The sequence below is a fragment of the Herbiconiux sp. J20-20 genome, assembly GCF_057365085.1.
In genome coordinates, this window is the sequence record NZ_CP195122.1 from 525,608 (window position 1) to 550,471 (window position 24,864).

28 protein-coding genes are annotated in these 24,864 nt (G+C 69.7%); 8 read left to right on the top strand and 20 right to left on the bottom strand.

Going from position 1 to position 24,864, the window contains the following annotated elements; all coding sequences use genetic code 11:
• Nucleotides 1-40: 40 nt before the first annotated feature.
• The 5 genes from ACR3ZA_RS02475 to ACR3ZA_RS02495 all read right to left on the bottom strand — a co-directional run bounded on the left by ACR3ZA_RS02475 (nucleotide 41) and on the right by ACR3ZA_RS02495 (nucleotide 4,650).
• Entirely contained in the window at nucleotides 41-1,837 is a 1,797-nt protein-coding gene (locus tag ACR3ZA_RS02475) for a penicillin-binding transpeptidase domain-containing protein (RefSeq protein ID WP_473659813.1), read from the bottom strand.
• Between the two features lie 43 nt (nucleotides 1,838-1,880).
• A complete protein-coding gene (ftsL, locus tag ACR3ZA_RS02480) occupies nucleotides 1,881-2,528 on the bottom strand; it encodes a cell division protein FtsL (RefSeq protein WP_473659815.1) in 648 nt (215 codons plus the stop codon).
• Nucleotides 2,525-3,478 (bottom strand): 16S rRNA (cytosine(1402)-N(4))-methyltransferase RsmH, encoded by a 954-nt coding sequence (gene rsmH / locus ACR3ZA_RS02485; RefSeq protein WP_473659817.1) that lies wholly within the window; start codon nucleotides 3,476-3,478, stop codon nucleotides 2,525-2,527. Before rsmH ends, ftsL begins: the two co-directional genes overlap by 4 nt.
• Nucleotides 3,479-3,577: 99 nt before the next feature.
• A complete protein-coding gene (mraZ, locus tag ACR3ZA_RS02490) occupies nucleotides 3,578-4,012 on the bottom strand; it encodes a division/cell wall cluster transcriptional repressor MraZ (RefSeq protein ID WP_473659819.1) in 435 nt (144 codons plus the stop codon).
• 266 nt (nucleotides 4,013-4,278) lie between these two features.
• A complete protein-coding gene (locus ACR3ZA_RS02495; protein ID WP_473659821.1) occupies nucleotides 4,279-4,650 on the bottom strand; it encodes a DUF3040 domain-containing protein in 372 nt (123 codons plus the stop codon).
• A gap of 88 nt (nucleotides 4,651-4,738) precedes the next feature.
• Here ACR3ZA_RS02495 and ACR3ZA_RS02500 point away from each other — a divergent pair, with 88 nt between their 5' ends.
• Together ACR3ZA_RS02500 and ACR3ZA_RS02505 are read left to right on the top strand one after the other, a co-directional pair.
• On the top strand, nucleotides 4,739-5,857 hold the full coding sequence (locus tag ACR3ZA_RS02500) for a polyprenyl synthetase family protein (protein ID WP_473659823.1): 1,119 nt from the start codon (nucleotides 4,739-4,741) through the stop codon (nucleotides 5,855-5,857).
• A gap of 70 nt (nucleotides 5,858-5,927) precedes the next feature.
• Nucleotides 5,928-6,908 (top strand): hypothetical protein, encoded by a 981-nt coding sequence (locus ACR3ZA_RS02505; protein WP_473659825.1) that lies wholly within the window; start codon nucleotides 5,928-5,930, stop codon nucleotides 6,906-6,908.
• A 2-nt stretch (nucleotides 6,909-6,910) separates the two neighbouring features.
• Here the strand turns inward: ACR3ZA_RS02505 and era are convergent, their stop codons facing one another.
• From era to hrcA, 8 genes are all read right to left on the bottom strand, one after another.
• Nucleotides 6,911-7,804: a GTPase Era gene (era, locus tag ACR3ZA_RS02510; RefSeq protein ID WP_473659827.1), complete on the bottom strand. Its 894-nt coding sequence runs from the start codon at nucleotides 7,802-7,804 to the stop codon at nucleotides 6,911-6,913.
• A complete protein-coding gene (locus ACR3ZA_RS02515) occupies nucleotides 7,801-9,105 on the bottom strand; it encodes a CNNM domain-containing protein (protein WP_473659829.1) in 1,305 nt (434 codons plus the stop codon). Before ACR3ZA_RS02515 ends, era begins: the two co-directional genes overlap by 4 nt.
• The gene (ybeY, locus tag ACR3ZA_RS02520) at nucleotides 9,105-9,569 is read right to left on the bottom strand and encodes an rRNA maturation RNase YbeY (protein ID WP_473659831.1); all 465 of its coding nucleotides are present in this window, start codon (nucleotides 9,567-9,569) and stop codon (nucleotides 9,105-9,107) included. The genes ACR3ZA_RS02515 and ybeY overlap by 1 nt, the downstream gene beginning before the upstream one ends.
• Nucleotides 9,566-10,603 (bottom strand): PhoH family protein, encoded by a 1,038-nt coding sequence (locus tag ACR3ZA_RS02525; RefSeq protein ID WP_473662266.1) that lies wholly within the window; start codon nucleotides 10,601-10,603, stop codon nucleotides 9,566-9,568. Before ACR3ZA_RS02525 ends, ybeY begins: the two co-directional genes overlap by 4 nt.
• A gap of 70 nt (nucleotides 10,604-10,673) precedes the next feature.
• Nucleotides 10,674-11,030 (bottom strand): HIT domain-containing protein, encoded by a 357-nt coding sequence (locus tag ACR3ZA_RS02530; protein WP_473659833.1) that lies wholly within the window; start codon nucleotides 11,028-11,030, stop codon nucleotides 10,674-10,676.
• 23 nt (nucleotides 11,031-11,053) lie between these two features.
• Entirely contained in the window at nucleotides 11,054-11,794 is a 741-nt protein-coding gene (locus ACR3ZA_RS02535; protein WP_473659835.1) for a 16S rRNA (uracil(1498)-N(3))-methyltransferase, read from the bottom strand.
• A 5-nt stretch (nucleotides 11,795-11,799) separates the two neighbouring features.
• Nucleotides 11,800-12,900, bottom strand: a complete 1,101-nt coding sequence (dnaJ, locus tag ACR3ZA_RS02540; RefSeq protein WP_473659837.1) for a molecular chaperone DnaJ — start codon at nucleotides 12,898-12,900, stop codon at nucleotides 11,800-11,802.
• A gap of 28 nt (nucleotides 12,901-12,928) precedes the next feature.
• Entirely contained in the window at nucleotides 12,929-13,951 is a 1,023-nt protein-coding gene (gene hrcA, locus ACR3ZA_RS02545; RefSeq protein ID WP_473659839.1) for a heat-inducible transcriptional repressor HrcA, read from the bottom strand.
• A gap of 227 nt (nucleotides 13,952-14,178) precedes the next feature.
• Here hrcA and ACR3ZA_RS02550 point away from each other — a divergent pair, with 227 nt between their 5' ends.
• Together ACR3ZA_RS02550 and ACR3ZA_RS02555 are read left to right on the top strand one after the other, a co-directional pair.
• Complete coding sequence (locus ACR3ZA_RS02550) at nucleotides 14,179-14,553, top strand: magnetosome magnetite crystal formation protein family (RefSeq protein ID WP_473659841.1); 375 nt, start codon at nucleotides 14,179-14,181, stop codon at nucleotides 14,551-14,553.
• A gap of 62 nt (nucleotides 14,554-14,615) precedes the next feature.
• The gene (locus tag ACR3ZA_RS02555) at nucleotides 14,616-14,993 is read left to right on the top strand and encodes a magnetosome magnetite crystal formation protein family (protein WP_473659843.1); all 378 of its coding nucleotides are present in this window, start codon (nucleotides 14,616-14,618) and stop codon (nucleotides 14,991-14,993) included.
• A gap of 1 nt (nucleotide 14,994) precedes the next feature.
• Here the strand turns inward: ACR3ZA_RS02555 and ACR3ZA_RS02560 are convergent, their stop codons facing one another.
• Genes ACR3ZA_RS02560 through ACR3ZA_RS02570 form a run of 3 tightly spaced genes read right to left on the bottom strand, consistent with a single transcriptional unit; the run spans nucleotide 14,995 to nucleotide 18,342 of the window.
• Nucleotides 14,995-16,422 carry an aldehyde dehydrogenase family protein gene (locus ACR3ZA_RS02560; protein ID WP_473659845.1) on the bottom strand — a complete coding sequence of 476 codons (1,428 nt, stop codon included), beginning with the start codon at nucleotides 16,420-16,422 and terminating at the stop codon, nucleotides 14,995-14,997.
• Nucleotides 16,423-16,432: 10 nt separating this feature from the next.
• Nucleotides 16,433-17,662: a radical SAM family heme chaperone HemW gene (gene hemW / locus ACR3ZA_RS02565; protein WP_473659847.1), complete on the bottom strand. Its 1,230-nt coding sequence runs from the start codon at nucleotides 17,660-17,662 to the stop codon at nucleotides 16,433-16,435.
• A complete protein-coding gene (locus ACR3ZA_RS02570; protein ID WP_473659850.1) occupies nucleotides 17,659-18,342 on the bottom strand; it encodes a DUF1990 family protein in 684 nt (227 codons plus the stop codon). The genes hemW and ACR3ZA_RS02570 overlap by 4 nt, the downstream gene beginning before the upstream one ends.
• Before the next feature lie 64 nt (nucleotides 18,343-18,406).
• Between ACR3ZA_RS02570 and ACR3ZA_RS02575 the strand changes: the two genes are divergently transcribed.
• Together ACR3ZA_RS02575 and ACR3ZA_RS02580 are read left to right on the top strand one after the other, a co-directional pair.
• Nucleotides 18,407-19,249 (top strand): NAD-dependent epimerase/dehydratase family protein, encoded by an 843-nt coding sequence (locus ACR3ZA_RS02575; protein WP_473659852.1) that lies wholly within the window; start codon nucleotides 18,407-18,409, stop codon nucleotides 19,247-19,249.
• A 144-nt stretch (nucleotides 19,250-19,393) separates the two neighbouring features.
• Complete coding sequence (locus ACR3ZA_RS02580; RefSeq protein WP_473659854.1) at nucleotides 19,394-19,774, top strand: hypothetical protein; 381 nt, start codon at nucleotides 19,394-19,396, stop codon at nucleotides 19,772-19,774.
• A gap of 13 nt (nucleotides 19,775-19,787) precedes the next feature.
• Here the strand turns inward: ACR3ZA_RS02580 and ACR3ZA_RS02585 are convergent, their stop codons facing one another.
• Genes ACR3ZA_RS02585 through lepA form a run of 3 tightly spaced genes read right to left on the bottom strand, consistent with a single transcriptional unit; the run spans nucleotide 19,788 to nucleotide 22,782 of the window.
• The gene (locus tag ACR3ZA_RS02585) at nucleotides 19,788-20,516 is read right to left on the bottom strand and encodes a ZIP family metal transporter (protein WP_473659856.1); all 729 of its coding nucleotides are present in this window, start codon (nucleotides 20,514-20,516) and stop codon (nucleotides 19,788-19,790) included.
• A gap of 32 nt (nucleotides 20,517-20,548) precedes the next feature.
• Nucleotides 20,549-20,932: a hypothetical protein gene (locus ACR3ZA_RS02590; RefSeq protein ID WP_473659857.1), complete on the bottom strand. Its 384-nt coding sequence runs from the start codon at nucleotides 20,930-20,932 to the stop codon at nucleotides 20,549-20,551.
• Nucleotides 20,929-22,782, bottom strand: coding sequence for a translation elongation factor 4 (gene lepA / locus ACR3ZA_RS02595; RefSeq protein ID WP_473659859.1), 1,854 nt, complete (start codon nucleotides 22,780-22,782; stop codon nucleotides 20,929-20,931). Before lepA ends, ACR3ZA_RS02590 begins: the two co-directional genes overlap by 4 nt.
• 72 nt (nucleotides 22,783-22,854) lie before the next feature.
• On the opposite strand from lepA, the gene ACR3ZA_RS02600 reads away from it, so the two are divergent.
• The gene (locus tag ACR3ZA_RS02600; RefSeq protein WP_473659861.1) at nucleotides 22,855-23,331 is read left to right on the top strand and encodes an NUDIX domain-containing protein; all 477 of its coding nucleotides are present in this window, start codon (nucleotides 22,855-22,857) and stop codon (nucleotides 23,329-23,331) included.
• A gap of 151 nt (nucleotides 23,332-23,482) precedes the next feature.
• Nucleotides 23,483-23,743, top strand: coding sequence for a 30S ribosomal protein S20 (gene rpsT / locus ACR3ZA_RS02605; RefSeq protein WP_473659862.1), 261 nt, complete (start codon nucleotides 23,483-23,485; stop codon nucleotides 23,741-23,743).
• Nucleotides 23,744-23,820: 77 nt separating this feature from the next.
• Here rpsT and holA read toward each other — a convergent pair whose 3' ends face one another.
• Nucleotides 23,821-24,846 carry a DNA polymerase III subunit delta gene (gene holA / locus ACR3ZA_RS02610; RefSeq protein ID WP_473659864.1) on the bottom strand — a complete coding sequence of 342 codons (1,026 nt, stop codon included), beginning with the start codon at nucleotides 24,844-24,846 and terminating at the stop codon, nucleotides 23,821-23,823.
• Nucleotides 24,847-24,864: the final 18 nt, after the last annotated feature.

Consider the following 24,864-nt stretch of genomic DNA (forward strand, 5'->3'; position numbering starts at 1 on the left):
CCTCGGGGTGCTCGATGACAGGGACTGAACGCGACCGCACTCACCAGGTGAGGGGGATGTACGGCGCCGACTTGCTCGACGGGGCGATGCGGAAGGCCTTGATGACCTGCTGCATGATCGTCTCGAAAGCCGGGGCCGCGGCCGCGGAAGTTCTCATGGTATCGGGCTTTGCGATCGTCACGACCACGACGTACTCCGGGTCGTCGGCGGGAACGAGCCCGGCGATCGAGACGATGCGCTCGTCACCATAGACGCCGTTCTCGGCGATCTCAGCCGTGCCGGTCTTGGCGGCGACCCGGTACCCCGGGAAGCTCACGATCGTCGACAGCGAGCCCTGCGTGATGACCTGCTCCATGACCCTCACGGTCTCGTTCGCGGCGCTCTCGCTGACGACGCGCGTCGGCTCCACGTCCGGGGTGTTCGTGACCGTGCCATCGGGCCACTCGCAGCCCTCCACGAGCGTCAGCGGCACGTGCACACCGCCGTTGCCGAGCGCCTGATAGGCGCTGGCCACCTGCGCACTGGTCGCCGCCATGCCCTGACCGAACTGCTGCGTGACGTTGGTGATCGAGTCGAGCCGATCGAGCGTCAGCACCGTTCCCGGCTCTTCGCCCAGGAAGTCGACACCGGTCTGCGTGTTGAAGCCGAAGTCGAGCAGGTAGTCGCGACGCTCCGCGGCGTCGAGCCGCGTCGAGAGCATCGAGGTGCCGATGTTGGACGAGTCGGCGAGGATTCCCGCCGCCGTCCAGCGCACCTCGCCGTGCCACCAGGCGTCGGTGATGACCTTGCCGGCGGGAAGCCCCTCGGTGTAGCTCGCCGGCACCAGGATGTTCTCGGTCACCGAGACCTTGCCGGCATCCAGCAGTGAGGCGAAGGTGAACGGCTTGATGATCGAGCCGGGCTCGTAGGGGCTCGTGAAGCTGCGCGCACCCATGTCTTCTGGGGGCAGCGAGTTGAGGTCGTTCGGGTCGACGCTCGGCCAGTCGGCCGCGGCCATGATGTGCCCGTCCGAGACCCGCACCACCATCGCCGTCGCCCAGTCGGCGCCGAGCGCCTCCGCGTTGGAGGCGAGGGTCTGCTGGGCGAACCACTGCAGGTCCGAGTCGATGGTCAGCCGAACCGTGGCGCCGTCGACCGGTTCGGAGTCGACGTAGCTGGTCCCCGGCAGCGCGACCCCGTCAGCTCCGGCCTCGTAGAGGCTGCTGCCGTTCGTGGCGGCAAGGCACTCGTTCAGATAGTTCTCGACGCCGGCGAGCGGCTCATCGGTGCCGAGGAAGCCGACCAGGTTGCCCGCCACGGCGCCGTTCGGGTAGCTGCGCGCCGGGTGGAGCTCGTTGTAGACCCACGAGATCCCGAGCGCCTTGACCTGCTCGAACTGCTCGAGCTTGACCTTGCGGCTCAGGTAGGCGAAATCGGCCAGCGGATCATCGGCCAGAGCATCGTTGAGAGCGGCGGTCAGCTCGGCCGGATCGTCGCCCGTGATCGCCGCGATCGCGGCGATCGCCTCGGAGGTGGGCACGGTGACGCGCTCGGCCTCCCCATCGCCATCGTCGTCGCGAAGGATCGAGGTCGTCACAAAGTCCACGTTGCGCGGCGACGCGGTGATGTCGAAGCGCTGCACGCTGTCGGCGAGCACGACGCCATTGCTGTCGACGATGCTCCCCCGGGTGCCGTAGACGGTCACCTGTCGTGACCGGTGGTCGGAGGCCCCGGCCGAGATCTCCTCGGCCCGCACCACTTGGATGTCGACCAGCCGCACGCCCAGCCCGACCACGACGGCGAACACCAGGAGCACGCTGAGCGCCAAGCGGCGACGCGTGCTGCGTGGATTGATCACGATCGCCCTCCCGCTTCCGTCTCGCGCGATCCAGGCTCCGCGGTCACCGGGTCTTCGGCGACGGCAGGGTTCCTGAGGTCGAGGATGACTCCCCCGCGCCGGTCTGCGCCGTCGACGCGCCCGCGTTCTCGCCATTGGACCCCACGACGGTGAGGCCGCCGTTCGCCGGGGAGCCCGACGACGCCGTCTCGGTCGAGGTGGTCTGGGATGCGCTGACGAGCGGAATGCCGGCCAGCGTCACGTTGCCGATCTCCCCTCCGCTGCGCCCGAGCACGCTCCCGCCGGTGTCGCCCGCGCGACCGCTCACGCTGCCGGTCGACACATCGATGTGCGGCAGGGTACCGCTGGCGACCATGCCGAGTGCTTCGGCATTGCTGGCCAGAAACTGCGGTGACTGCAGGCTCTCCAGGTTCTCGGCCAGCGCTTCGCTCTCGCGCAGCAGGTCGCGCTGCTCGATCTGCAGGCTCGAGATCTGGTAGGCGCCATCGGCGACCGCCATGCTGAGACCGAGCTGGGCCAGGAGCACGGCAACGACGCCCGCAAGCAGAACGACAGCGTGGACGAGCTTCGGGCGCTGGCGGCGCTGTGCGCGGGTCGGCGCGACCTCGAGGTGGCGCCGTGGCGGGGTCGAGGGCCGATCGTTCGGGCGCGGCGAGGCCAGCGCGGTCGCTCCGAGGGTGGCGTGGCTCATGCGGCGCCTCGGAGTCGTTCGGCGGCGCGGAGCCGCACCGGTGCCGCCCGGGAGTTGCGCGCCTTCTCGTCGTCGCTGGCCAGCTCCGCACCGCGCACCAGGAGACGGAACTCGGGACGGTGCTCGGGAAGCTCGACGGGGAGGCCCCGCGGAGCCGTCGAGCGCGACCGCGCGGCGAGCACGCGCTTGACGATGCGGTCCTCCAGAGACTGGTACGCGAGCACCACGATGCGCCCGCCGACCTCGAGGGCGTCGAGAGCGGCCGGGATGGCGCGCTCGACGGCAACAAGCTCTTGGTTCACCTCGATGCGCAGCGCCTGGAAGACGCGCTTGGCGGGGTGACCGGCGCGCTGCACGGCCGCGGGCGTGGCCGCGATGAGCACCTCGACCAGCTCGGCGGAGGTGCGCAGCGGCGACTCGGCCCGACGCTGCACGATGCGGCTGGCGTAGCGCGGTGCGAGCTTCTCCTCGCCGTACTCGTAGAAGATCCGACGCAGCTCCGCCTCGTCGTACTCGGCGATGACCCGAGCGGCGGTGAGCTCCGCCGTCGGGTCCATCCGCATATCGAGCGGGGCATCCTGCGAGTAGGCGAAGCCGCGCTCCGCCTGGTCGAGCTGCATGGACGAGACCCCGAGGTCGAAGAGCACCCCGGAGACCTGCTCGATGCCGAGCTCCTCCAGGACCTCGGGAATCCGGTCGTAGATCGTGTGCACCAGATCGATCCGGTGCGAGTACGGCGCCAGCCGCTCGGCCGTCAGCGCGAGCGCCGCGGTGTCGCGGTCGAGCCCGACGAGGTGCAGTTCGGGGAAGCGCTGAAGGAACGCTTCGGCGTGCCCTCCGAGCCCGAGCGTGGCGTCGATCAGGACCGCCCCGGGACGCTCGAGAGCGGGGGCGAGCAGTTCGATGCAGCGTTCCAGCAGCACCGGGATGTGAAGTGGGTTGTTCGTCATCTCGTCGGGGCGAGCCCCTGAGTTCTGATCCCCATCCGCTGCGACCTGACACCGGGGAAGGTGAGTCAGGGAGCGCGGCTGAGGGTCGAAGCCCAGGCGCTAGAAGAGGCCCGCAATCACCTCCCCGTCGGCGTCGGAGAATTCTGCTTCGGTGGCGCTGTAGTACTCGTTCCAGGCTTCGGTGTCCCAGATCTCGGCGCGCGTGCCGGCGCCGATCACGGTGAGCTCGCGATCGAGGTGCGCGTAGTCGCGCAGCGCCGCGGGAATCGTGATCCGGCGCTGCGAGTCGGGGATCTCCTGGGCCGCGCCGCTCAGGAACAGACGCAGGTAGTCGCGTCCCTTCTTGCCCAGGGCGGGCGCCTGCGCGCTCATCCGCTCGTGCAGGGCTTCGAACTCGCGCTGGCTGTAGACGTACACGCAGCCCTCCTGGCCGCGGGTCATCACCAGGCCACCGGCGAACTCGTCCCAGAACTTGGCCGGGAGAACGAGACGGCCCTTGTCGTCGAGCTTGGGGACGAATGTGCCAAGAAGCATGTGGGCCACCCCCCTCACTCTCCGGCCAGATGCAGGGTTTCCTCCACTTTACTCCACAGCACTCCACTCGTCTACGAAATTCACCGAGAAATGCGAAGCAGGCCTCAGATATGCAGGAAAATTCCTGGTCAAACACGTGGAGGAGAATGGAGGATAGTCCCGCTCAAGCGGCGTTCATCGACCGCGAGGGCACAGAAAAAGGGGCCGACCGAATGGTCGACCCCGAGTGCGCGGCGCGGGTGATGCGCCGTGGAGGAAAGTGGAGGCTAGCGGTCCCGCTCGTCCGTGCGGCGATCCCAGCGATCGTTGAGCGAATCCATGAAGCTCGCGCGCTCGGCTCGCGGAGCCGCGCTGCGCCCCGACGGCAGAACGCGGAAGCGAAGCGGAGGCGTGATCGCGAAGACCGCTCCGCCGAACATCAGGGCGAACCCGAGCACGCCGATGATCGGCTGCTGGGCGATGACGCCGGTCAGCAGGAGCCCGAGCCCGAGAACACCGGCGATCGATCCGAGCAGGATGGCGGTGAAGCTCGCGCGACCTCGAGGCGCTCCGACGGTCGTGACATCGTCGGCCTCGTTGTGATAGAGGCTGCGTTCCATCTCGTCGAGGAGGCGCTGCTCCTGTTCGGAAAGTGGCATCTGCTGCTCCCTCGTGAACGACCGGTCATCGGTCGATCTCCTGCTGAAACTCCATTCTAAGCCTCCGCGCCACGGCTAGGCTAGGCGCGTGCCTGAGAGTCCGCGATTAGTCGATCTCGTCCACGATTGTCTCGTCGGCTTCCTCGATGAGCAGGACTCGGCACTCCGCCGCGTCTCGCCCGAACTCGCCGAGCTCACGACGGCGGCGCGGGAGTTCCTGGCCGGCGGCAAACGCCTGCGCGCGCGATTCTGCTACTGGGGCTGGGCAGCCATCGCCATGCGAACCGACTCGCTCGACCCGGCCGATGAGTCCGCCGTCCACGACCGACTCGACGCGGTGGTCGCGGCAGCCGCCTCCCTCGAGCTGTTCCATGCGGCCGCCCTCGCCCACGACGACATCATGGACAACTCGGACCTGCGCCGCGGGCAGCCGAGCCTGCATCGCCGCTTCGAGGCATTCCACATCGAGTCCGGCTGGTCGGGCGACGCAGCGGGCTACGGACGCGCGGCGGCGCTGCTGCTCGGCGATCTGCTGCTCGGCTGGAGCGACGATCTCTTCGAGCGGGGACTCACCGCACTGCCCGCCTCGGCGGCGGCCGCGGCGCGTGCCGAGTTCGCGACCATGCGCAGCGAGGTGACGCTCGGTCAATACCTCGACATGCTCGACGAGGTCTCCTGGCGCGACCACGACGATGTCGCCTCCCTCGAGCGCGCCCATCGCGTGGTCGTCTACAAGTCGGCGAAGTACAGCGTCGAGGCGCCCCTGGCTCTGGGCGCGGCCCTGGCCGAGGGTTCCCTGGCGCAGGTGAGCGCACTCCGCGACTTCGGTCTGCCTCTCGGGGTCGCGTTCCAGCTCCGCGACGACATCCTCGGCGTCTTCGGCGACGAGGCGAAGACCGGCAAGCCCGCGGGCGACGACCTGCGGGAGGGCAAGCGCACGATGCTGATCGCCCTGACCCGCAAGCAGCTGCCCAGCTCGACACTGCGGATCTTCGACGAGCTCGTCGGCGATCCCGATCTCTCCGCCGAGCAGATCGCGATGCTGCAGACCGCGGTGCGCGACTCCGGGGCGGTCGATCATGTCGAGCGCATGATCTCGCGCGAAGTGGCCGACGCCCTCGCCGCCCTCGACGAGGCGCCCCTCGCGCGCGGCGCGCGGGACGAGCTCCGGCAGCTCGCCGTCGCCGCCACCGATCGCGTCAGCTGAGGCGCCGACTCGACCGCACCGGCGAGGTACGCTCAGCGAGCAAGCGAACGCCATCAGGAGGATCCCCCGCATGCCCCGACGCCACCGCATCCTGCCGGGTGCCTCCCTCGCCGCGGCCCTCACCCTTCTGCTCGTGGGATGCGCGACGACGCCGGACGCCGTGATGCTGGACGCGGGCGACTGCGTGGCCGAGGAGTTCAACCATAAGCCGGTGCGCGACACCGTCGTGGAGTGCAGCGAACCCCACCGCTTCGACATCGTCGCGGGCCTCGGCGCATGGCCGGGTGCCGAGGAGGCGATCGCCGCCAGCGACGCCGCGAGCGTCTACGAGCGACTGGTGTTCGGCGACCCGAGCGACGAGCTCGTCGTCGCCTTCACGGACTGGGCGATGCCGCAGTGCGAACGCGCGTTCCGCGCCATCACCGGCCTCTCGGGCGTCATGGTGGGCGAGCTCATCGGTGACGACCTCGCCCTCGAGGTGGCATCTCCCACCTGGCTCACCGCCTCCCTCGACACCGCCGCGCGGTTCGGACTCGACGACGACTCGGTCGTCTGCGCCGTCGGCTGGCTCGACGAGGCCGCAGAGCTTCGCACCGTGAGCTTCGAGGCCGGCGCCACGATCGCCGATCTGCTCACCGGGGCGATCCCGACCGAACTGCGCGAGTGCTTCGAGCTGCTCGACGACGACCAGCGGACCCCGGTGACGTGCGAGAGCGCGCACACCGGCCAGTCGATCCTGCGCTTCGACGCGGGTGCGGCGCTCGGCACCGACTGGGTCGAAGCCGTCGACCCCGTCACCGGGCAGCCGGCCGAGTACAGCGCAGCCGACGAAGTGTGCGCGACGCTGATCGGCCAGGTGCTGGCCGAGGGAGCGCTCGGCGACGAGATCTCGGTGTGGGCGGATGTGTGGCCGACCGACGGCTGGGCGTTCTTCGACGGCTCCCGGGTCGACGGGGCAAGCTACCCGGTCGACTGCGCGGTCGTCGCGCCGCGCGGGGAGCACCTGACGGGCGACGCCTTCGCGGGCGCCGTCACGCTCACCACCGGCTGAAGCTAGAAGCCCAGGCGGCCGAGCTGCTTCGGGTCGCGCTGCCACTCCTTGGCGACCTTCACCCGCAGGGAGAGAAACACCTGCGAGCCGACGAGCGGCTCGATGGCGGCGCGAGCTCGCGCGCCGACCTCCTGCAGACGCGCCCCGCCCTTGCCGATGATGATGCCCTTCTGGCTGTCGCGCTCGACCCAGACGTTGGCGTAGATGTCGACCAGGTCCTTGTCGTCGCGGTCGACGATGTCGTCGATCGTGACCGCGAGCGAGTGCGGCAGCTCGTCGCTCACGCCCTCGAGCGCGGCCTCGCGGATGAGCTCCGCGATGCGCTTCTCGAGCGTCTCGTCGGTCGTGGTGTCGGCGTCGTACAGCGGCGGCGAGGTCGGCAGCAGTCCCAACAGCTGGGAGTGCAGGATGTCGAGCTGCACGCGACTGTGCGCGGAGACCGGCACGATCGCCTCCCACTCGCGAAGCTCGCTCACCGCGACGAGCTGCTCGGCGACCTGGCTCTTGCTCGCCGAGTCGGTCTTCGTCACGATCGCGACCTTCTTCGCGCGCGGAAAGGCATCCAACTGCTCGTTGATGAACCGATCCCCGGGCCCGATCCGGTCGCCCGCGGGAATGCAGAAGCCGATCACGTCGACATCGCCGAGGGTGGCGGTGACAACGCTGTTGAGGCGCTCGCCGAGCAGGGTGCGCGGCCGGTGGATGCCGGGCGTGTCGACGATGATCACCTGGCCGTCGCGGGTGTGCACGATGCCGCGGATCGCGTGCCGGGTGGTCTGCGGCTTCGACGACGTGATCGCGACCTTCTCGCCCACGAGCGCGTTGGTCAGGGTCGACTTGCCGACGTTGGGCCGCCCGACGAACGAGACGAATCCGGCACGGAAGTTCTCGGTCATCGGCTTCGCTCGCTCTTCTCGGGGGCGGGGGGCACAGGCGGGTCGAGCGTGGCGTCGCGCTGGGCGATGAGGGTGCGCAGCAGCTTCCGGCGGCCCTCCACGCGCTCGGCGCGCAGCGAGATCCCGGACACGACAGCGGAGGCCCCGCGCTCGGGCAGCCGCCCCAGCGCCTTGGTGAGCAGGCCACCGGCCGAATCGACATCGTCGTCGTCGAGCTCGACGCCGAACAGCTCGCCGAGCTCGTCGGTGGGCAGGCGTGCGCTGATCCGGTAGACGCCGCCGCCGAGCGCGCTCGCGTCGGGCGTGTCACGGTCGTACTCGTCGGAGATCTCGCCGACCAGCTCTTCGATCAGATCCTCGAGCGTCACGAGACCGGCGATCCCGCCGTACTCGTCGAAGACCATCGCGAGGTGGGTCGACTCCAGCTGCATCTGCCGGAGCGCATCGTCGGCCTTCTTCGACTCCGGGACGAAGAGCGCCTCGCGCGAGAGCTCTTTCGCGCGGACGTTCGCTGCGTCGAGGGGCTGCTCGTGGCTGTAGCGGGCGAGGTCGCGCAGGTACAGGATGCCGACGACCTCATCGACGTCGCCGCCGACCACCGGCATGCGCGAGACACCCGAGGAGAGGAACAGGCTCATCGCGGCGGCGATCGACGCATCCGCATCGATCGTGACCATGTCGGTACGCGGCACCATGACCTCACGCACGAGGGTGTCGTTGAAGGCGAAGATCGAGTGGATCAGCTCGCGGTCGCCCTCCTCGAGCACGTCCGCCTCGGTCGCCTCGTCCACCATGCTGAGCAGCTGCTCTTCGCTGGAGAAGGTGACCGCCTTCGGCCGGCCCGGCGTCACCCAGTTGCCGATCGCGACGAGCGCGTCGGCGAACGGGCCGAGGATCACACGGATGATGCGGACCGGGATCGCCGCGGCGCGCGCGATGGTGCGGGCGTGCGCGCGTCCGACCGAGCGCGGGCTCGACCCGACGAGCACGAACGACACTCCGGTCATGATCAGCGCCGCCACCAGCAGCGACCACCACCAGCGCTCCACGAACACCGTCGCGAGCGAGAGCGTCACCAAGACCGCCGCGGTGGTCTCGGCCACAATGCGCATGAAGTTGGTGGCGTTGAGGTGCGCGCCGATGTCGGCGGCGATCGCCTGCAGCGAGCGGCGTGCCCGCGAGCGCTCGGCGAGCTCGCCCAGGTCGCCGCGGCTGAGGACGCTCAGCGCGGCATCGGCGGCCGCCAGGAAGCCGCCGAACGCGACCAGCAGCACCGAGATCGCCACGAATGCGACGACCACTACGGCCTCCGGCGTTCGGCGAGCGAGAAGCCGATGAGAATGTCCCGCTGCACGCCGAACATCTCCTTCTCTTCGTCGGGCTCCGCGTGATCGAAGCCGAGCAGGTGGAGGATGCCGTGCGCCGTCAGGAGCGTCATCTCCTCGATCGGCGAATGCCCGGCCTCCTCGGCCTGCGCGATCGCGACCTGCGGGCAGATCACCAGATCGCCGAGCAGCCCGGGCGGCGTGATGTCGTCGTCCGTCCCCGGGCGCAGCTCATCCATCGGGAAGCTCAGCACGTCGGTCGGGCCCGGCTCGTCCATCCACTGCACGTGCAGCTGCTCCATCGCGGCCTCGTCGACGAAGAGGATCGCCAGCTCGGCATCGGCGTGCACTCGGACGTGATCGAGCGCGAAGCTCGCCAGCCGCTGGATCGCGGCCTCGTCGACCTCGATGCCCGACTCGTTGTTGATCTCGATGCTCACGAGCGTCGACGTCCTTTGTGCTCATGCCCGCGGGCGGTGGAATCGGCGGCGGCGCGACCGCGGCGTGCCGCCCGGTTGGCGCCGTCCGGGTCGCCCCCCAGCTCGCGTGCGTGCTGGCGCGCCTGCTGCTCGGCGTCGTAGCGCGTGTACGCGTCGACGATGCGCCCGACCAGGGAGTGTCGCACGACGTCGTCGCTCGTCAGCCGGGCGAAGTAGATGTCGTCGACGCCGTCGAGGATGTGGGAGACCAGCTGGAGGCCGCTCGCGCCGAGCGGCAGATCCACCTGCGTGATGTCGCCGGTGACGACCATCCGAGTGCCGAAGCCGAGACGCGTCAGGAACATCTTCATCTGCTCGGGCGTGGTGTTCTGCGCCTCGTCGAGCACGACGAAGGAGTTGTTGAGCGTGCGCCCGCGCATGTAGGCCAGCGGAGCGACCTCGACGGTTCCGGTGGCCAGGAGCTTGGGGACGATCTCCGGATCCATCATCTCGTTGAGCGCGTCGTACAGCGGGCGCAGGTACGGGTCGATCTTGTCGGTCAGGGTGCCCGGCAGGAACCCCAGCCGCTCCCCCGCCTCGATCGCGGGACGGCTCAGGATGATCCGGTCGACCTCTTTGCGCTGCAGAGCCTGAACGGCCTTCGCCATCGCGAGGTAAGTCTTGCCGGTTCCGGCGGGACCGATGCCGAAGGTCACGGTGTGGTGGTCCATCGCGTCGACGTACGCCTTCTGGCCCAGCGTCTTCGGGCGGATGCTCTTGCCCCGCGCCGAGATGATCGCCTGGCTCAGCACCTCCGCGGGCGTCGTCTCACCGCGCTCCAGGATGCGGGCCGAGGTCGAGACATCGCTCGGGCCGAGATCCACGCCGTCGCGCACCATCGTGACGAGCTCGCGCACGAGGCGCTCGGCTGCCGAGACCTGGCTCGGCTCCCCATCAAGGGCGACCCGATTGCCGCGCACATGAACCTCGACACCGGGGAACTCGTGCTCGAGACGCGTCAGCAGCCGGTCCTGCGGGCCGAGCAGCCGCACCATCGCGAGACCGTCGACCTCGAGCTCGGCATGCCCGAGGGCGCTCTCGACGGGCGCGTCGGGCGGGGTCGGGTCATTCGGCGCCAAGGCTGCCTTCCGGGAGGGTGCCGCCCAGGACGTGGGCGTGCACGTGGAACACGGTCTGACCGGCCGCGGCGCCGGTGTTGAAGATCAAGCGGAACTCGCCGCCGCAGTGCTCGGCCGCGAGCTGCCCCGCTGCCGCGACGATCTCGGCGAGCATCTCGGGGTCGCCGGCCGCGAGCTCGACGACGTTCGCGAATGCGGCGGTCTTCGGCACCACCAGCAGGTGCACGGGGGCCTTCGGCGCGATGTCGCGGAAGGCGATGATCCGCTCGTTCTCGAAGACGATGTCAGCGGGGATCTCGCGCGCGACGATGCGCTCGAAGATCGTCGGCTCGGCGGTGCTCATGTTCCCATCTTAAGCGGCCCGGGCTACCAGCGCCCGAGGCGCGCATTCAGCACCGCCAGCGCGGCCGGACCGGCCGTCGAGGTGCGCAGGATCTCGGCGCCGAGCCGCACGCGCCGTGCGCCGGCCGCCTCCAGGCTGGACAGCTCCGTCGGCGAGATGCCGCCCTCGGGGCCGACCACGAGCGTGATGCGATCGAGGTGCGCCACCTCCACCTCGCCGATGCCGATCTCGGCGGTCGGATCCAGCACCAGAGCGAGCTCGTGCTCCGAGGTGCCGGCTGTCAGGTCGCGCGTCGCTGCAAGCGGGGCGACCTCGGGCACCCGCGCCCGGATCGCCTGCTTGCTCGCCTCGCGCACGATCGTCTCCCAGCGCGCGCGCCCCTTCTCGACCTTCGGGCCCGACCAGCGCGAGACCGAGCGCTCGGCCGCCCACGGGATCACGCCGGAGACCCCGAGCTCGGTCGCGGCCTGAATCGCGAGCTCGTCACGATCGCCCTTCGCCAGCGCCTGCGCGAGCCAGAGAGCCGGACGGGGGGCGTCATCGGTGCGCACCACCTCGACGCGGACCAGCACCTCGCCGGGCGCCACCTGCTCGACCTCGCCGCTGGCGATGGTTCCCTCGCCGTCACCGACCGAGATGTGCTCGCCGACGCGCACCCGCGCGACCTGGGCCGCGTGCCGGGCCTCGTCGCCGGTCAGACGGACGCGCCCCGCGGCGACACCCTCGGCGAGGTCCGCCGCGGTCGTGAGGTACAGCGACGCCATGACCGTCAGCCGAGGAAACGGTCGCGCAGCTTGGCGAAGATGCCCTGCTGGAAGGTCGAGAACTCGGGCGGCACGGGGCGACGGCTCTGCGCGAACTGCTTCATGAGCTGCTGCTCCTTGCTGTTCAGACGCACCGGCGTCACCACCTGGATGCCGACCTTCAGGTCGCCGCGACCTCCGCCGCGCAGCCGCGTCACGCCGCGCTCCTTCACCGTGATCACATCGGCGCTCTGCGTGCCCGGCTTCACCTCGATCTCGACATCGCCGTCGAGGGCCTCGAGCGTCACGGTGGTGCCGAGCACCGCATCCGTCATCTGCACCTCGAGCGTGGCGAGCAGGTCGTCGCCGTTGCGGCTGAACGTGTCGTGGTGCTTGACCTTGACCTCGAGGTAGAGGTCACCGTTCGGGCCGCCCGCGGGGCCGGCTTCGCCCTCCCCCGCGAGGTGCAGACGCATGCCGGTGTCGACGCCGGCCGGCACATCGATCGTGACCGTGCGCTTGGCGCGCACGCGCCCCTGGCCGGCGCAGGTCGGGCACGGGTTCGGGATGATCGTGCCGTAACCGCGGCACGTCCCGCACGGGCTCGAGGTCATCACGTTGCCGAGCAGCGAGCGCATCGTCCGCTGGATCTGACCGGTGCCGCGGCAGATGTCGCAGGTGATCGGCGAGGTGCCCGGTGCGCAGCACGAGCCCTCGCAGGTGGCACACAGAATGGCGGTGTCGACGTCGAGCTCGCGGGCGGTGCCGAAGATCACCTCGTCGAGCGAGACGTCGATGCGCAGAAGCGCATCCTGGCCGCGCTCCCGGCGCGAGCGCGGGCCAGAGCGGGCCTGCGATGCGCCGAAGAACGAGTCGAAGATGTCGCCGAAGCCGAAGTTGCCCGCGCCGCCGCCGAACCCGGCCTGCGGGCCCAGGTCGTAGCGCTCGCGCTGGTCTGGATCGCTCAGCACGTCGTAGGCGTGCGTCACGAGCTTGAATCGCTCGGCCGCATCCTCGCTCGGGTTCACATCGGGGTGCAGCTCTCGAGCCAGCCGACGGTACGCCTTCTTGATCTCCTCGGGCGTCGCCGTGCGCTCGAGGCCCAAGACCTCATAGTGGTCAGTCAAACCAGGTAATCCTTAGGTTGTCGAATGATCAGTCGTCACCGAGCAGCCGCGTCAGGTAGCGGGCAACCGCCCGCACCGCCGCGATATTGCTCGAGTAGTCCATGCGGGTGGGGCCGAGAAGCCCCACGTGGGCGGTGCTGCCGCCCGTGGCCGTGTAGCCGGTGGCGAGCACGCTCGTCTCGCCGAGGCCGAAGGTGTCGTTCTCGCGCCCGATGCTGACACGGACGCCGTCGTGCTCCAGTTGCATCTCGCCGAAGAGCCGAAGCAGCGTCACCTGCTCCTCGATCGCGTCGAACACCGAGGAGATGCTGCCGGTGAAGTCCCGCTCGGTGCGGGCCAGGTTCGCCGCCCCGGCCATCACCAGGCGGTCCTGACGGTTCGCCGCCACCTGTTCGCCGAGGCTCTCGGCGAGCTTCTCGGCCAGCGCGCGATGCTCCGGCGCGACGCCCCCCGCGATGTCGGCGAGCCGGGTCGCCGCCTCCGCGAGCGCCAGCCCGCCGAGCTCGCCGTTGAAGCGCGCGCGCAGGTCGGCCACGGCGTCGTCGGTCAGCGTCGTGCCCGTCTCGACGAGCCGCTGGTCGACGCGCCCGGTGTCGGTGATCAGCACCGTCATCAGGCGCGACGGCGCCAGCACCACGAATTCGATGTGGCGCACCCGCGCCGTGCCGAAGCTCGGATACTGGGCCAGCGCCACCTGGTTGGTGAGCTGGGAGAGCATCCGCACGGTGCGCGCCAGCACGTCATCGAAATCGACCGCCTCGCCGAGGAAGGTCTCGATCGCGGTGCGCTGCGCCGCGCTCAACGGGCGCAGGTCGCTCAGCTGATCGACGAAGACGCGGTAGCCCTTGTCGGTCGGCACCCGACCGGAGGAGGTGTGAGGCGCCGTGATGAGCTCTTCCTCTTCCAGCAGCGCCATGTCGTTGCGGATCGTCGCGGCCGAGACCCCGAAGGAGTGCCGGTCGACGATCGACTTCGAGCCCACCGGTTCACGGGAGGCGACGTAGTCCTGCACGATGACCCGAAGCACCTCAAGACCGCGCTCGGAAACCATGACGACACCGCCTCTCGACCGCGGACCCGACCGCCCGCATTTAGCACTCCGGCAACTTGACTGCCAATTGTAGCGCGAGCGGGTGTGCCGAAACCGTTGCACGCGCCCGTGACGACCGATACCGTGGCCGTGTGCTCACGATGGCCGTTTGCCATGGTGAGTTGATGGATCCGTCGCCGCGAGGCTGCGGATCGAGACCAGACACCTTCGAAAGGTATGCAAAGACCATGACTGAATCCGCACCCGCAGCGGCCGCACCTCTCTCGGAGTCCGACGACAAGCTCTGGGCGTCGCTGGCGCACTTCGGCGGCGTTCTGGGCTTCCTCCCCGCCCTGCTCATCTGGCTGATCCTCAAGGACCGCGGAGCGAAGGTGAACGTCGAGGCCAAGGAGGCGCTGAACTTCCAGATCACCGTCACGATCGGCTACGTCGTCCTCAACATCCTCGCGATCGTCCTGTCGGTGATCCTCATCGGATTCCTGTTCTCGTTCCTCGTGTTCGTGCTGTGGGTCCTCGCCGTGATCTTCTCGATCCTCGGTGGCGTCAAGGTCAACGGCGGCGGCTCGTACCGCTACCCGGCCACGTTCCGCTTCATCAAGTAAGCGCGCGACGCACCACCGCAAGCCGGGCCCTTCGGGGCCCGGCTTGCTGGTTTAATGGCGCCATGACCGAGCAGACCCCGCCCCCCGTCAACCCGTACGCCGCGGCACCCTCCCCGCTGAGCCCGTCCGACGAACGGCTCTGGGCGACGCTCATCCACGTGGGCGGCATCTTCTTCGGCTTCCTCGTGCCGCTCATCGGCTACCTGGTCCTCAAGGACCGCGGCCCGCTGGTGCGTCAGCACTCCGCCACGGCCCTCAATTTCCAGCTCACGGTGCTGATCGGCTACGTCGTGTCCTGGGTGCTGATGTTCGTGCTGATCGGCTTCCTGACCTACTTCGCGGTCTGGGTGTACTCGATCGTGTTCGCGATCATCGCTGCGGTCGCGGCCAACAAGGGCCAGGGCTACAAGTACCCGCTCGCGATCCCGTTCATCAACTGAGTCAGAGCTCGACGCCGAGGTACTTCTCCTCGAGGAACTCGAGGATGCCCTCGCTCGCGCCCTCGCGGCCGAGACCGGACTGCTTCATGCCGCCGAACGGCGCCGCCGGGTCGCTGATCACGGGACGGTTCACCGCGACCATGCCCGCGTCGATCCGGCGCGCCACGCGCAGCGCCTCGCCCTTCTCGCCGTAGACGTACGCGATGAGGCCGAAAATCGTGTCGTTGGCCATGCGGATCGCGTCCTCGACGTCGTCGACGGCGACGATCGCGGTCACCGGCCCGAAGATCTCGGTGGCATTGATCGTGGCACCGTGCTCGACGCCGGTGAGGACGGTGGGCGGGTAGAAGGCGCCCTGCGCGCTCTTCTGGCCGCCGAGCTCCAGGTGCGCACCTTCGGCCACCGCGGTGTCGACGAGGTCGGCGACCTTGTCGCGCTCGCCCACCGACACAAGCGCGCCCAGCTGGTTCTCACGATCGAGGCCGGAGCCCACCTTGAAAGCGCCGAGCTTCTCGCTCATCGCGCGGGCGAAGTCGTCGTGCAGCGAGCGGTGCACGTAGAAGCGGTTCGCGCTCGTGCACGCCGATCCGCCGTTGCGCATCTTGGCGATGAGGGCGCCCTCGACCGCGGCATCGAGATCGGCTCCGGGGAGCACGAGGAACGGGGCGTTGCCGCCGAGCTCCATGCTGGTGCTGAGCACGGTGTCCGCGGACTCGTGCAGCAGCTGGCGCCCAACCTCGGTCGAGCCGGTGAACGAGAGCTTGCGCACGGCCGGATGGTGCAGCATCGCGCTGACCGCGGGACCGGTCGGGCGCGGCGTGACCAGGTTGACCACTCCCGCCGGAACCCCGGCGCGACGCAGCACCTCGACGACGTAGGCGGAGGTGAGCGGCGTCTCGCTCGCGGGCTTCAGCACGACGGTACAGCCTGCCGCCAGCGCCGGGGCGAGCTTGCGGGTCGCCATCGCGGCGGGGAAGTTCCACGGCGTCACGAGCACCGAGACGCCGATCGGCTGGTGATCGACGATGATGTGCTTGTCGCCGGCGGGCGCGAGCCGGAAGTCGCCGCGCACCCGCACAGCCTCTTCGCTGAACCAGCGGAAGAACTCGGTCGCGTAGCCCGCCTCGGCCATCGCGTCGGGCCACGCCTTGCCGTTCTCGAGCACCATCAGCTCGGCGAGCGTCTCCTTCTCGGCCGTGAGGATCTCGAAGGCGCGGCGCAGGATCTCGGCGCGCACGCGCGGGGCGGTGGCGGCCCACTCCGAGAAGGCCCGCTCGGCGGCGTCGACGGCGGCAAGGCAGTCATCGATCGTCGCCACCGCGAACTCGGCGAGGGTATCTCCGGTAGCCGGATCGGTGACCCCGAACCGCTCTCCCCCGGCGCCCGCACGCCACTCGCCGTCGATGAACAGATCCGCGAAGAACTCCATGAGATGAAATCTAGTCCGGCAGAAGGCGTCGAACGACCGCATCTGCAAGAAGCCGTCCGCGCACGGTCAGCACCACCCGTCCGGCCAGGGCCGCACGGCCGTCGATCAGCCCATCCGCGATCAGTCCGGCGACCGCCGTGCGCCCTTTGGGGTCGAGAAGCTCCGTGGCGAGACCGCTCCGAAGTCGGCTCTGCAGCAGCACGCTCTCCACCCGCCGAGTGTCGTCGTCGAGGGTCTCGCGGCCGGCCGCCGGCGACTCCCCCGCGGCCAGCCGCTGTGCGTAGGCCGCGGGATGCTTGACGTTCCACCAGCGCACACCGCCGACGTGGCTGTGCGCGCCGGGACCGATCCCCCACCAGTCCTGACCCGTCCAGTAGGCGAGGTTGTGCCGCGAGTGCTCGGTCGGCACACGGGCCCAGTTGCTGAGCTCGTACCAGTCGTAGCCCGCGGCCGCCAGTCGCGCCTCGGCGAGCTCGTACATGTCGGCGTGCAGCTCGTCGTCGGGCTGCGCCACCTCGCCGCGCGCGATCTGACGTGCGAGCTTGGTGCCCGTCTCCACGATGAGGGCGTAGGCCGAGAGGTGATCGGGCTCCTGGGCGAGCGCCAGGTCGAGCGACGCGCTCCAGTCGTCGAGCGACTCCCCCGGCGTGCCGTAGATCAGGTCAAGGCTGGTGGCGAGCCCGGCCTCCTTCGCCCACTGCACGACCAGCGGCACGCGCGCGGGATCGTGGGTGCGCTCGAGCGTGGCCAGCACGTGCGGCACGGCGGACTGCATGCCGAAGGACACCCGGGTGAACCCGGCGTCCGCGAGTTCGAACAGCGCGTCGCGGTCGACCGAGTCGGGGTTCGCCTCGGTCGTGACCTCGGCGTCGGCGGTCAGGCCCCACGCCTGCCGCACGCCGTCGAGCATGCGCGCCAGGTCGGAGATGGGCAGCAGGGTGGGCGTGCCGCCGCCGAAGAACACGGTCGAGGCCGGGCGAGCACCGACCGCCGCCTCTTCGAGCACCCGCCGCGCCAGCGAGAGCTCGTCGAGGGCCTGGCCCGCGTAGTCGCTCTGCTTGACGCCGCGGACCTCGTCGGCCGTATAGGTGTTGAAGTCGCAGTAGCCGCAGCGCACGCGGCAGAACGGCACATGCAGATACACCCCGAAGTCCCGCCCGGCGGCGCCCTCGGCGACGGACGCCGGGAGCGCCCCATCCGCCGGGGCAGGGTCGCCGAGCGGAAGCGCGGACGGGCTCACCGCGCGTCCGCGATCGGACCGGTGAGGGCGCGCTCGTAGCGACGTGTGATGACCGCCTGCATGAGCCGCGAGATCGGATACCCGACCCAGTACAGCCAGCCCGACGGACGCGAGAACGCCCGAATCGTAAGCCACACCGAGTCGTCGGGGCGGTGCTCCACGACAAATGACTCCTCACCGCGAGCCGGGTGCCCGGGCAGGGTGCCGTAGGCGAAGCCCTTGCGCGTCGGCTCGTCGACGACGTAGACCACACGACAGGGCACGTCGACGGGCCAGAGCAGCAGCCGCAGCAGCGCCGTGTCGCCCGAGCGCAGCAGCGGCTCGCCCTCCGGCGAGAACACCTGCTCGCCGTCGGCGGCGAGACTCGCCGGCTCGATCGGCGTGCCATCGGGCTCGAAGCTCACCGGCGTGTACGTCGCGTCCGTCACCTCGGGCGGGGCGTCGATCACGCGGACGCGGAAGCCCGACCGCCGTTGGATGCCCCAGGTCAGCGTCTGCATCCAGGCGTGTTCGAAGCGCTCCGCGCCGTGGCCGAGGCGAACGCGGCGCTCGACCGGGCGGTAGCCCTTCGGCGGGTAGCGCAGCAGATCGGCCGCCTGCGTGCCGCCGACCGCACCGTACGTGACGGGGACGAGCCAGAGCGGCGTCTCCGAGTTCGGGGCGGGGTGCGATGCGGGCATCCGACCATTGTCGCCGATTCCCGGCAGGCCAGCATCTCGCGCGGGCACCTGCGAGGATGCGGGCATGAGAATCGCAGTCACCGGCGGAAGCGGAAAACTCGGCACGACGGTCGTCTCGTCGTTGCGCGCGGCGGGCCACGACGTCACCAATTTCGATCGCACGGGGCAGCGCTCCCCCGGGTTCGTGCAGACCGACCTGACCGACTACGGGCAGGTCATCGACGCCCTGCACGGGGTCGACCGGGCGGCCGGCTTCGACGCCGTCGTTCACCTCGGCGCGATTCCCGCGAGCGGGCTCGCCCCCGACTCGGCGACCTTCCACAACAACATGGCCGCGACCTACAACGTGCTGCAGGGCGCGATCCGCGCCGGGATCCGCCGCATCGTGATGGCCTCCAGCGAGACGCTGCTCGGCATCCCCTTCGACATCGATCCGCCGTACGCCCCGCTCGACGAGGAGTACCCCTCCCGCCCCGAGTCCACCTACGCGATCGTGAAGCACCTTGAGGAGGAGCTCGCCCGCAAGCTCGTGCGCTGGGATGCGGAGCTCAGCATCACCGGCCTGCGCTTCTCCAACGTGATGACCCCCGACGACTACGCGCAGTTCCCCGACTACTCGGAGAACCCGTCGAGCCGCCGTTGGAACCTCTGGGGGTACATCGACGCCCGCGACGGCGCCCAGGCGGTGCTGCGCGCGCTGGAGACGGCGAAGCCGGGGTTCGAGACCTACATCATCGCGAACGCCGACACGGTGGTCGACACCCCGAGCGCGGAGCTGATGGCGACGTTCTTCCCGAACGTGGAGCTGACGCGCGAGCTGACCGGCCACGAGACGCTGCTCTCGATCGAGAAGGCACGTCGCGAGCTCGGCTACGAGCCGCAGTTCGGCTGGCGCCAGACCCCCTAGACGGGTCACCCCAGTGGGTGGGACAGACAGGGCCGTGTACTTGATTCTCCCTCGCGGAAGCTCCATTCTCAGGGGGTGGCTGTTACCCGAACCAGCGCGAGCGTGAGTCTGTACGGCAAGACTGCGTTCGATACTGCGTCGCGCGTGTCGGCCACCCTGCGGGTCGCGCCCACGCTCGCGCTCGAGGCCGATGTTCCGCATCCGCTGCCGCGCTTCGCCGCCGAGGGTCAGATCGCCGCAAGCTCCTCCTGGACCTTCGACGAGGGAGAGTCGACCCCGACCGAGGGCGACCCGCTGGCGCTGGCCTGCCTGGACCGCCTCGCCGAGCGCTTCTCCTCCCACGTCGACGCCTTCGCCGCGCTCGCCGAGCACTACGACATCCGCGTCTGGCTGGTGGTCGAGGCCGACCGCGAACTCGGCGGTTTCATCGTGCGCCCGCAGACCCTCGAACGCCTCGTGCGGATGCGCGCCGCGCTCTACCCGGTGGTGCGGATCGCCCGACCGCGGGTCGCCGTCCACGCCTGAGCGTCTCCTTCGGCTACACGGCGACGTGGAGCATGAACGAGCCGAGGAACCCGACCGTCGCAGCCAGCCCCGTGAACGCGCCGGTGCGGCGGAAGGCATCCGGGATCATGGTGTCGCAGATCATCGCCAGGATCGCGCCCGCGGCGACCGCCTGCGTCACCGAGCGCGCGTGCTCGTCGAGTGCCCCGAGGACGAAGTAGCCCGCCAGGCTGGACACGGCGCACACGGCGCCGATCGTCCCCCACAGCCGGAACACGGAGGCGCGAGTGCTGCCCGACTCCTTCATCGCCGCCGTGCTCGACAGTCCCTCCGGCACGTTCGAGATGCCGACCGCGACCAGCAGCGGGATGCTCAGCGCGCCCGAGGCGGCGGCGGTCAGCCCCAGGATCGCCGATTCGGGCACGCCGTCCAGGAGCGCGCCGATCGCGATCCCGGAACCGGTGGAGTCGGCCTTCGTGCCCGGCTTGGCGCGCTTCCCGAGTCGGTGCAGCGTCAGATTCGCGGCCACGTACACGACCGCGCCCGCCAGGAACGCGGTACTCGTCAGCAGCAGGCCCGACGTCTCCTCGGCCTCCAGCACCAGATCGAAAGCGAGCGCCGAGATCAGCACCCCCGCCCCGAAGGCCATGACGGTCGCGGTCACCCGATCCGGCACGCGCACGAACCAGGCGATGGCGGCTCCGAGCACCAGCGCGCCACCCGCCGCGATGCCGCCGATGACGGCAAGACCCCACTCCGGCATGTCGACCCCTTTCTCGGCGGTCGAGACTGACGCTAGCGCCCGAGCGCGACCACGAGGGCGAGAATCGCGAGCACCAGCGCAACCGGGGTCATGATGAAGCGCTCGAGCTTGCTGCGCGAGATCGCGTTCATCACGACACCGAGCGCGAGGTAGCCGAACACCACCCACATGGCGATCACGAAGCCGAGCGCCTCCCCGGCGTCGCCGAGCAGACCCGCCCGGATCAGCGCGAGCACGGCGAAGGCGACGTAGAGCACCACCGCGACGATGCTGCCGATGCGCTTGCTGGCGGGAAGCACCTCGTCGGCACCGCCCCACGCCGCACGCCCCCACGGCACGCCGGCGATGAGGGCGATCTGGAAGATCGCGAGCGCCGCCAGGAGGACCGTGAAGACCACCGCGGCGGCGGCCGTCACTTCTTGTCCTTCGTCTCGACGTCGCCGGAGAGCGCCGCGATGAACGCCTCCTGAGGAACCTCGACGCGGCCGACCATCTTCATGCGCTTCTTCCCCTCTTTCTGCTTCTCCAAGAGCTTCCGCTTGCGCGTGATGTCACCGCCGTAGCACTTGGCCAGAACATCCTTGCGCATCGCCGAGATCGACTCACGGGCGATGATGCGCGCCCCGATCGCCGCCTGGATCGGCACCTCGAACTGCTGGCGCGGAATGAGCTTCTTGAGCCGCTCGGTCATCAGCACGCCGTAGGCGTAGGCCTTGTCGCGGTGCACGATCGCGCTGAACGCGTCGACCGCCTCGCCCTGCAGCAGGATGTCGACCTTCACCAGGTCGGCCTCCTGGTCACCGCTCGGCTCGTAATCGAGCGAGGCGTAGCCCGCGGTCTTCGACTTGAGCTGATCGAAGAAGTCGAAGACGATCTCACCGAGCGGGATCGTGTATTTGATCTCGACCCGATCCTCGCCCAGGTAGTCCATGCCGAGCAGGGTGCCGCGGCGCGACTGGCACAGCTCCATGATCGTGCCGACGTAGTCCTTCGGCGCCAGGATCGCGGCCTTCACCATCGGCTCGGTGACGCTGTGGATCTTCGCCCCGGTCGGGAACTCGCTCGGGTTGGTGACCGTGAACTCCTTGCGGTCCTCCGTCGTCACCTCGTACGTCACGCTCGGCGCGGTCGAGATCAGGTCGAGGCCGAACTCGCGCTCCAGGCGCTCGGTGACGATCTCGAGGTGGAGCAGGCCCAGGAATCCGCAGCGGAAGCCGAAGCCGAGCGCGACCGAGGTCTCCGGCTCGTAGTTGAGGGAGGCATCCGAGAGCTTCAGCTTGTCGAGCGCCTCGCGCAGCACCGGATAGTCGCTGCCGTCGATCGGGTACAGCCCCGAGAAGACCATCGGCTTCGGGTCGGTGTAGCCGGGCAGCGGCTGGGTCGAGGGCGTGCGCGCGCTCGTGACGGTGTCACCGACCTTCGACTGGCGCACGTCCTTCACCCCGGTGATCAGGTAGCCGACCTCGCCGACGCCGAGCCCCTTCGTGGGCGTGGGCTCGGGCGAGGAGACCCCGATCTCGAGCAGCTCGTGCACCGCGCGGGTCGACATCATCTGGATCTTCTCGCGCGGCTTGAGCGCGCCGTCGACCATGCGGACGTAGGTGATGACGCCGCGGTAGGAGTCGTAGACGGAGTCGAAGATCATCGCGCGCGACGGAGCGGTCGGATCGCCGACCGGCGCCGGGATCAGCTCGACGACGCGGTCGAGCAGCTCCTCGACCCCCTGGCCGGTCTTGCCGCTGACCCGCAGCACGTCCTCCGGCTTGCCGCCGATAAGGCTCGCGAGCTCTTTCGCATACTTGTCCGGGTCGGCGGCCGGCAGGTCGATCTTGTTCAGCACCGGGATGATCTCGAGGTCGTTGTCGAGCGCGAGATACAGGTTCGCGAGCGTCTGGGCCTCGATGCCCTGCGCGGCATCGACGAGCAGAATGGCGCCCTCGCAGGCGGCAAGGGAGCGGCTCACCTCGTAGGTGAAGTCGACGTGCCCGGGGGTGTCGATCATGTTGAGGGCGAAGGTGTCACCGCCGACCTGCCACGGCATCCGCACGGCCTGGCTCTTGATCGTGATGCCGCGCTCACGCTCGATGTCCATGCGATCCAGGTACTGGGCGCGCGCGTCACGGTCGGAGACGATGCCGGTGATGCCGAGCATCCGGTCGGCGAGCGTCGACTTTCCGTGGTCGATGTGCGCGATGATGCAGAAGTTCCGGATGCGCGAGGGATCGGTCGCGGCCGGTTCGAGAGGCTTCAGGGCACGGGGAGACATGTCGGAACATTCTCTCAGACCAGCGGGCTCGACTCGCACACCGTGCGCTGGGCCGCGCTCTAGTCTCGAAGAATGCCGGCCCCCGACTTCGTTCTCGAACTCCGCAAATCGATCGGAACGGCGCCCCTGTGGCTCTCCGGGGTGACCGCGGTCATCCTCGACGACCGCGGCGAGCGGATGCTGCTGCAGCGCCGCGCCGACAACGGCGACTGGTCGCCCGTCACCGGCATCATCGACCCCGGCGAGGAGCCGGCGGTCGCGGCCGCGCGCGAGGCCCTCGAGGAGGCGAACGTGACGATCGCCGTCGAACGTCTCGCGCTGGTCGCCGTCACCCCCGAGGTCGTCTACGAGAACGGCGACCGCTCGCGCTACCTCGATCTCACGTTCCGCTGCCGCTACCTCGGGGGCGACCCCTGGCCCGCCGATGGCGAGGCGAGCGCGGTCGAGTGGTTCGCGCTCGACGCGCTTCCTCCGCTGCGCGAGGAGTACCGTCGTCGCCTCGATGCGGCGCTCTCGAACGAGCTCGCCGCGCGCTTCCTCACCGCCTGACGACGCACCGGAGCACGATTGCTGGTCTCGCGCGCGACCTGGTAACGTAGACCCTTGGTTTCCGCGTGTCCCACAGCGCGCGATTCGCCGGAACGGCCCCTCTACCGGAACGGCACTATCCACTCGTTCCGCAACAGTTAAAGGAATTCCCATGGCGAACATCAAGTCGCAGATCAAGCGCATCAAGACCAACCTCAAGGCGCAGGAGCGCAACAAGGCGGTCAAGAGCGAGCTCAAGACCGCGATCCGCGCCACGCGCGCCGCGATCGCCGAGGGCGACAAGGACAAGGCCACGGCGGCCCTCCAGGTCGCGAGCAAGAAGCTCGACAAGGCCACGAGCAAGGGCGTCATCCACGCCAACAACGCCGCGAACCGCAAGAGCGCGATCGCCAAGCAGGTCGCGGCCCTCTAAGTCGCCACACCGTCTCGACAAAGGCCCTGGAGCTTCAGCTCCGGGGCCTTTCTCATGCCCGCGGAGCGCGGCGCGGACTAGGCGCGGCCGCGCGCGGCGATCACGCCGACCAGGTGCTCGAGGGCGAACACCGGATCGCGCCCGGCGCCCTTGACCTGCGCGTCCGCGCTGGCGAGCGCCTGAATCGCGCGGCCGAGTCCGGCGTCGTCCCAGCCGGAGAGGTCGCGCCGCGCGCGCTCCACCTGCCACGGGGCCAGGCCGAACTGGCGGGCCAGGTCTCCCGCCGAGCCGCGGGCGCCCGCGAGCTTCGCCATGGTGCGCACCTTGCTCGCGAAGGCCGCCACCATCGGCACCGGGTCGGCGCCGGTGGCCAGGGCATGGCGCAGCAGTCGCAGCGCCTCGCCGTGGCGCCCCGCGATCGCCGCATCGGCGACGGCGAACGCGCTCGTCTCCACACGGCCGCCGTAGTAGCGGTCGACGATCTGCTCGGTGATCTCTTCGCTCGAGTCGGCGAGCAGCTGGCGGCAGGCGGCCGCGAGCTCGGCGAGGTCGTCCGAGAATGCCCCGACGAGCGCGCGCTGCGCTCCCGCCGTGATGCGGCGCCGGGCGGCACGGAACTCGGCGACGACGAAGTCCTGCTTGTCGGAATCCCGCTTGAGCTCGGCGCAGACGATCTCGATGGCGTCGCCGGCGCCGCCGCGGATCGCATCGAGCAGCTTCTTGCCGCGCACCCCGCTGACGTGGCGCAGCACGAGGTAGGTCTCGTCGGCCGGGTTCTCGATGTAGGCGAGCGCCTCCTCGAGGAAGGCGTCGGCGCACTTGTGCACGTTGTCGACCCGGATCAGCCGTGGCTCAGCGAAGAGCGACGGGCTCGCAAGCGTGATCAGCTCCCCGGGCGCGTAGCTGGCGGCGTCGAGGTCCGACACCTCGAGGGCCGGGTCCTCGGCGCGCAGCGTGTCGCGCAGCAGGCGGATGGCGCGATCGGCGAGCACCGATTCCGGTCCCGACACCAGCACGATCGGCGCGGGCCGCACCGCATCCCAGGCGAGCTGGGGAATCGCGACCTTGCTGCGCGCGCGACCCGTCGAACGTGCTGCCGGCATGCCATCCCCTCGGTCGTG